The sequence below is a fragment of the Gordonia sp. UBA5067 genome (assembly GCF_002414845.1).
GTDB classification, from domain to species: domain Bacteria; phylum Actinomycetota; class Actinomycetes; order Mycobacteriales; family Mycobacteriaceae; genus Gordonia; species Gordonia defluvii.
In genome coordinates this window covers 23,907-30,443 of record NZ_DIAX01000050.1, presented here as the reverse complement: position 1 = coordinate 30,443, position 6,537 = coordinate 23,907, and the positions used below count along the sequence as shown (strand labels likewise).

The window sequence follows — 6,537 nt, the reverse complement described above, 5'->3', positions numbered from 1 at the left end:
CGGGGTGGGGGTGCCCACTCGGCGCTAGGCGGGGCGCGCGACGGCCTTGGACTCGAGGTACTCCTCGAAACCGGCGACGCCCATCTCGCGGCCGATCCCGGAGGCTTTGTAGCCGCCGAAGGGGACATCGGCGGCGTACCAGATGCCGCCGTTGACGCCCATCGTCCCGGTCCGGACACTGTTGACGACGTGGTTGATGCGGTCCTCGTCAGAGCCGTACACCATCCCAGACAGTCCGTAGGGGGAGTCATTGGCGATGCGGATCGCGTCGTCGTCGCCGTCGTGGGCGATGATCACCAGCACTGGGCCGAAGATCTCCTCCTGCGCGACCCGCGCGGAGTTGTCGAGCCCCGAGATGAGCGTCGGCTCGACGAAGAAGCCCTTATCTTTGCCTGCCGGGCGACCGCCGCCGCATTCAATGGTTCCGCCCTCGTCGACCGCCAGTTTGATGTACCCCTCGACCCGGTCGCGCTGCACCGCTGAGATCAGCGGCCCACAAATGGTGCCCGGCTTCGACGGATCGTCCGCCCGCAGGCCGGCCATCGCATCGCGGGTGGCGGCGATCGCCTCGTCGAGCTTGGCGCGCGGCACCAGCAGCCGGGTGGTGATCGCACACCCCTGGCCGGCGTGGGTCACGACGCTGAAGGCGGCCATCGAGCAGGCGCCGGCGAGGTCGGCGTCGTCGAGGACGATGAAGGCCGACTTGCCGCCGAGTTCCAAAAACACCTTCGTGAGGGTTTCCGACGCCGCGGCCATGACCTTGCGGCCCGTCGCGGTGGAACCGGTGAAGGAAATGATGTCGACACGGGGGTCGCGGACCAGTTGCTCGCCGAGTGCGTGATCAGATGACGTCACGATGTTGACGACGCCGGGCGGGAAGTCGGTCTCCTCGGCGATGACCTTGCCGACCAGCGCTGCGGCCCACGGGGTGTCGGGTGCGGGCTTGAGCACGACGGTGCAGCCGGCGGCCAATGCCGGGCCGATTTTGGCGAAGTTGATCTGGTGGGGGAAGTTCCACGGGGTGATGGCGCCGACGACGCCGGCGCCTTCGTAGCGGACCTCGCGCACATTCGGGATGCCCATCGGCTTGGCCTCGCCCAGGTCTTTGGTCCACCCATAGTTTTCGGCGAGGTCGGCGAAGTAGCCGAGGTCCTCCGCCGGACCCTGGAACTGCGGGCCGCCGGTGAGGAAGCTGGGCGCCCCGATCTCCTCGGTGGCCAAGGCTTTGAACTCGTCGGCGTGAGCGAGCAGGGCGTCCCGTAGCTGGCGGAGACAGGTGGCGCGGAAGGTGTGATCGCGCGACCAGTCGGTGGTGTCGAATGCCCGGCGCGCGGCCTCGATCGCAGCATCGAGGTCGTCGGGGCCGGCATCGGCGGCCTGGCCGATGACGGCCTCTGTCGCCGGGTTGACGATGTCGAACGCACCGCGCGATCCGGGGACGAGCTTTCCATCGATCAGCAGGTCAGAGCTATTGTCCGGGCGCAATGCCATGGGGTCTCCCTTGTTCGAGGGTTTGGTAACGCGGTCTGGGCCACCGTCTGGACATGTGTCTAGACGCGAGTTCAAACCTAGTGTAGCGTGAGTCACATGTCCACACCACTGGCGCCGGGAGCGCAGGCGAGCGGGTCACAACTGGGGCGGCCGACTTCGCTTTCCCAGGAGTCCACCCGTCGGCGCCTCTCTGCGCAGCAGGCCGAGACCGTCGCCAAGCTGACCGACGCGGCGGTGGAGGTCCTGCGCATCGAGGGCTTCGACGGCCTCACGGTTCGCGCGGTGGCCAAACGGGCCGGCGTCGCACCGGCGACGGCCTACACCTACTTCAGCTCCAAGAGCCACCTCGTGGCCGAGGTCTTCTGGCGCCGCCTCGCCCAAGGGGTCGCCGAGCCCGACCCCGCGCTGGCACCTGCCGACCGCGTCGTCGCGCTGCTGCGGTCGGTCGCCCTCATCGTCACCGGCGACGGCGACCTCGGTGGCGCGGTCACCGTGGCACTACTCGGCGCCGACCCCGACGTCGAACACCTGCGCGTGCGCATCGGCGGATTCATGCGTCGCCAACTCGCTGCCGCGCTCGACGTCGACCCGGAGAACCCGGGGCCGATCGTCGAGGCGCTCGAAATGCTCTACGCCGGCGGCCTTGTTCAAGCCGGGATGGGTCACATGTCCTATGAAGACACCGCCGAGCGCCTCACCGAGACCGCGCTGCTGATCATGCGTGCCGACGCCAAGTCCCCCTGACCAGTCATAACCACCACCGCCCCAGAAGTCTCAGCCCAAGGAGCAATTTGTGAGCACCACGATCGCGGGAATGGAACAGCGACTTCCGTTCGACCCGTATGCCTACGACTTCCACGAGGACCCGTACCCGACGTATGCGCGGCTGCGGGCCGAAGCACCGGTCTACTACAACTCGACCCTCGACTTCTGGGCGCTCTCGCGTCACGACGACGTGCGCAACGCCTTCCGCAACAACATTGCGCTGTCCAACGCCTGGGGTGTGTCGCTCGATCCGAGTGCCTACGGTCCGGACGCGTCGAAGTCGATGTCCTTCCTCGCGATGGACGATCCAAAGCACATGCGCATCCGCAAGCTCGTATCGAAGGGGTTCACCCCGCGCCGGGTCAACGAGCTGGCCGACAACATCCGTGCGCTCACCAAGCAGCACTGGGACCAGTGCCTGGCGATGGGCGAGTTCGACTATGTCACCGATTTCGCAGCCAAGCTGCCGATGGACGTCGTCAGCGAACTGCTCGATGTCCCCGAGGCCGATCGCGCCTACCTGCGCGAGCAGTCCGACCTGCTCATCCACCGCGAGGAGGGTGTGCTCGACATCCCGGAAGCCGCGGTCCACGCCTTCCTGGGTCTCTACGCCTACTACAACGAGCTGCTTGCCGAGCGGCGCACGAAGCCGGGGCAGGACCTGGTATCGGCGTTGCTCGACGCGGAGATCGCCGACGAGGAGTCGGGCGAGAACGTGCGGCTCACCGATGAGGAGATCGTCGGGTTCATGTTTCTGATGGTCGTCGCGGGCAATGAGACGACGACGAAACTGCTGGCCAACGCCGTCTATTGGGGTTTCCGCAACCGTGCGCAGCTCAGTCGCGTGCTCGACGATCCCGATCTCGTGCCGCTATGGACCGAAGAAACGCTGCGCTACGACAACTCGACGCAGATGGTGCTGCGCCGCGTCGTCGAAGACGTCGAGTTCGGCGGCGTCGTGATTCCGGCGGAGCAGCGTGTGCTGCTCCTCGTCGGCTCCGCCAACCGCGACACCGAGGTGTTCGGCGACGACGCCGACCAGTACCTCCTCGGCCGCGACGTCGGACAGAACCTGATGAGCTTCGGGCTCGGCACGCACTTCTGCCTCGGTTCCCACCTGGCCCGCCTCGAATCCAATATCGGCCTCGACGAGGTCGCCCGCAGCGTCGCCGACTACGAACTCGACCTCGACCAGGCGGTGCGCGTGCACTCGGTAAACGTTCGCGGCTTTGCCAACCTTCCGATGACAGTGCAGGCCCGCTGATGCCCCGATTTCAACCGCATCCCGAGCGGCGGCCGGTGTTCGTTGCCGGCGCCTCGTCGGGTATCGGCGAGGCCACGGCCCGCTGGCTCGGCGCCACCGGCTATCCGGTAGCCCTTGGTGCGCGCCGCGTCGAGAAGTGCAAGGAGATCGCCGAGTCGATCATCGCCGACGGGGGTGAGGCCATGGCCGTCGCACTCGACGTCACCGACGACGAATCCGTGTCCGAAGCGGTCCGTGAGGTCGAATCCTCCTGGGGCCCCATCGAAGTCGCGATATCGGGGGCTGGTGATCTCGGAGTCGGGCGGGCCCACGAGATCTCGGTCGAGAAGTGGGCCGAGCAGATCGATATCCACCTCGTCGGCGCCTTCCGGCTCTACCGCGCGATCGTGCCCGGGATGATCGAACGCCGACGCGGCGACTTCGTCTTCATCGGGTCCGACGTGGCGGTCCATCCTCGGCCGTGGTCGTCGGCCTACGTCGCAGCCAAAACCGGCGTCGACGGCCTCGTCGCCACCGTCCAGATGGAGCTGGAGGGCACCGGCGTTCGAGCCAGCATCATCCGGCCCGGACAGACCCTGACCGGCATGGGCATGAACCTCGATCAGGCGCAGACCGAGGCGATGCTCAACGACTGGATCTCCTTCGGCCTGGCGCGGCACGGCAACTTCCTCGCCCCCGACAATCTCGCGCAGGCCATCGCCGCCGTCATCGGCATGCCGCCCGGCGCCCATATGCGCGTCGTCGAGGTCGAGGCCGAAGGCAAATTGACCAGACTTCCCCAACCCGAAAAACAGTGAAAGGCGCGAACCAATGACTACTACGACGCTTCCCAAGCGCGTTTCCGGTGGCGACGGTGAGCACGGCCACCTCGATGAGTTGACCAACGATCCGATCGGGCTGTTCTGGCGGGTCCGCAAAGAATGCGGTGACGTGGGCATGTTCCAGCTCGCCGGCAACGAGGTCGTGCTGGTGTCCGGCGCGGCGGCGAACGAGGAGTTCTTCCGCGCCCCCGACGAACTGCTCGACCAGGCCGCGGCGTACCCGTTCATGACGCCGGTGTTCGGTGAGGGAGTGGTCTTCGATACGAGCCCCGAGGAACGATCCAAGGCACTGCACAACCAGGCGCTCAAGGGCGCCCACATGAAGCAGCACGCCGTGACCATCCCCAACGAGGTGGAACGGATGATCGCGAACTGGGGTGACGAGGGCGAGATCGACCTCCTCGAATGGTTCGGCGAGCTGACGCTGTACACCTCGTCGTCGTGCCTGATTGGCGCGAAGTTCCGGGAAAGCCTGAGCAAGCGGATCTCGGAGATCTATCACGATCTCGAGCGCGGCACCGACCCGTATGCGTACGTGGACTACCACGCCGACATCGAGAGCTTTCGGCGTCGCGACGCCGCCCGCGCCGAGCTGGTGAAGTTCATGTCCGGCGTCCTAGCCGAGCGTGCGGCAAACCCTGAGCAGGACAAGGAGAATCGGGACTTGCTCGACGTCCTGGTGTCGTTGAAGAACGAAGACGGGTCGCCCATGTTTACCGCCGACACCGTCACCGGGATGTTCATCTCGATGATGTTTGCCGGGCACCACACGACGCAGGGCACGTCGGCGTGGACACTGCTGGAATTGTTGCGGCATCCCGAATTCATGACCGAGGTCGTCGCCGAACTCGACGATATCTACTCCGGGAGCGATAGCGAGCAGGCCGAATCGGGACCGGGTAACGGGCCGCGGGTGCCGTACTCGTTTGCCTCGATGCGCCAGATTCCGTTGCTGGAGGCCGGAATCAAGGAGACGCTGCGCCTACACCCGCCGCTGATCATCTTGATGCGACTGGTGCGGGAAGATTTTGAGATCGAGGGCACGGCAGTCAAGGCCGGTCAACTGATCGCGGTGTCGCCGGCGGTAAACAACCGACTGCCCGAAGACTTCCCCGAGGCGGACTCCTTCGACCCGTACCGTTACATCGACCCGCGCCAAGACGACATCATCAACCGCTGGACGTGGATCCCCTTCGGGGCCGGACGGCACCGCTGCGTCGGCGCTCAGTTCGCGATGATGCAGATCAAGGCGATCTTCTCGGTTCTCCTGCAGAACTATGAGTTTGAGCTGTCGCAGGACCCGGAGTCCTACCACAACGATCACTCGAAGATGGTCGTCCAGCTTGCCCAGCCCTGCAAGGTTCGGTACCGCCGCCGGGAACGGGTCTAGCGATATGCGCGTCGAAGTCGACCTGGACCTGTGCCAAGGGCACGGCATGTGCGAGATGGAAGCGCCCGAGGTATTCGAGGCGCAGCGCGACCACGTCGAGATCCTTGAGCGCAATCCCGACGAGTCGCTGCGCCCGGCCATCGAGGCCGCGGTGCGCTATTGCCCCACGCAAGCCCTACGGATCGTCGAAGACTGATCTCCGTGCCAACCAACCACCAAAGGAAATCAATGACCGAGATTGCCGCCGCCACCAGCTTCGGGCCGTTCGATCGCGCCGAACTGGAGGAGATGAAGGAGCGTTGGCTCAAAGCCAACATTGAGTGCGAGGCGGCTGGTGATTGGAAGCCGCTGGCGAGCTTCTACACCGTCGATTCCACCTACGGCTGGAACTACGGGCCCAAAAAGGACTTCATGGCAGTCGGACGCGACGAAATCCGCGACATTGCCCTCGGCCAGGAGATGGAGGGCTTGCAGGGATGGATCTACCCGTACCAGACCTGGGTCATCGATGAGAAGACCGGCGACATGATCGGCCTGTGGAAGCAGGTGTACGAGGGCACGCGCGCCGATGGCTCGAACTACGCGCTCGAGGGCATTCAGGGCAGCTGGTTCAAATACGCCGGCAACTTCGAGTTTGCTTGGCAGCGGGACTTCTTCGACTACGGCAATGTGTCGTCGCTGTTCATCGAGATGATGACCGACAAGGCGATGAGCGAGCCAATGCTCAAGCGGGTCGAGAAGTCGGCACCGGGCAACCTGCCCGGTTGGTACGACTTCGGCACCGCGCCCGTCGCTTTCTGGTGATC

The 6,537-nt window shown here is 65.4% G+C and carries 7 protein-coding genes; 6 read left to right on the top strand and 1 reads right to left on the bottom strand.

What is annotated here, in order from left to right; genetic code table 11:
- Window positions 1–24: 24 nt before the first annotated feature.
- On the bottom strand, window positions 25–1,491 hold the full coding sequence (locus B4M62_RS08250; RefSeq protein ID WP_290706568.1) for an aldehyde dehydrogenase: 1,467 nt from the start codon (window positions 1,489–1,491) through the stop codon (window positions 25–27).
- A 96-nt stretch (window positions 1,492–1,587) separates the two neighbouring features.
- Between B4M62_RS08250 and B4M62_RS08245 the strand changes: the two genes are divergently transcribed.
- The 6 genes from B4M62_RS08245 to B4M62_RS08220 all read left to right on the top strand — a co-directional run bounded on the left by B4M62_RS08245 (window position 1,588) and on the right by B4M62_RS08220 (window position 6,535).
- On the top strand, window positions 1,588–2,235 hold the full coding sequence (locus B4M62_RS08245; RefSeq protein ID WP_290706566.1) for a TetR/AcrR family transcriptional regulator: 648 nt from the start codon (window positions 1,588–1,590) through the stop codon (window positions 2,233–2,235).
- A gap of 70 nt (window positions 2,236–2,305) precedes the next feature.
- Window positions 2,306–3,520 carry a cytochrome P450 gene (locus B4M62_RS08240; RefSeq protein ID WP_290706574.1) on the top strand — a complete coding sequence of 405 codons (1,215 nt, stop codon included), beginning with the start codon at window positions 2,306–2,308 and terminating at the stop codon, window positions 3,518–3,520.
- On the top strand, window positions 3,520–4,317 hold the full coding sequence (locus tag B4M62_RS08235) for an SDR family oxidoreductase (RefSeq protein WP_290706563.1): 798 nt from the start codon (window positions 3,520–3,522) through the stop codon (window positions 4,315–4,317). Before B4M62_RS08240 ends, B4M62_RS08235 begins: the two co-directional genes overlap by 1 nt.
- Before the next feature lie 13 nt (window positions 4,318–4,330).
- Entirely contained in the window at window positions 4,331–5,731 is a 1,401-nt protein-coding gene (locus B4M62_RS08230; protein ID WP_290706561.1) for a cytochrome P450, read from the top strand.
- Between the two features lie 4 nt (window positions 5,732–5,735).
- The gene (locus B4M62_RS08225; RefSeq protein WP_290706558.1) at window positions 5,736–5,927 is read left to right on the top strand and encodes a ferredoxin; all 192 of its coding nucleotides are present in this window, start codon (window positions 5,736–5,738) and stop codon (window positions 5,925–5,927) included.
- A gap of 32 nt (window positions 5,928–5,959) precedes the next feature.
- Entirely contained in the window at window positions 5,960–6,535 is a 576-nt protein-coding gene (locus tag B4M62_RS08220) for a nuclear transport factor 2 family protein (protein WP_290706555.1), read from the top strand.
- Window positions 6,536–6,537: the final 2 nt, after the last annotated feature.

Bases quoted from the DNA above. Each gene is read 5' to 3' on its own strand.
- B4M62_RS08250 (WP_290706568.1), bottom strand. From the start codon at position 1,491: ATGGCATTGCGCCCGGACAATAGCTCTGACCTGCTGATCGATGGAAAG.
- B4M62_RS08245 (WP_290706566.1), top strand. From the start codon at position 1,588: ATGTCCACACCACTGGCGCCGGGAGCGCAGGCGAGCGGGTCACAACTG.
- B4M62_RS08240 (WP_290706574.1), top strand. From the start codon at position 2,306: ATGGAACAGCGACTTCCGTTCGACCCGTATGCCTACGACTTCCACGAG.
- B4M62_RS08235 (WP_290706563.1), top strand. From the start codon at position 3,520: ATGCCCCGATTTCAACCGCATCCCGAGCGGCGGCCGGTGTTCGTTGCC.
- B4M62_RS08230 (WP_290706561.1), top strand. From the start codon at position 4,331: ATGACTACTACGACGCTTCCCAAGCGCGTTTCCGGTGGCGACGGTGAG.
- B4M62_RS08225 (WP_290706558.1), top strand. From the start codon at position 5,736: ATGCGCGTCGAAGTCGACCTGGACCTGTGCCAAGGGCACGGCATGTGC.
- B4M62_RS08220 (WP_290706555.1), top strand. From the start codon at position 5,960: ATGACCGAGATTGCCGCCGCCACCAGCTTCGGGCCGTTCGATCGCGCC.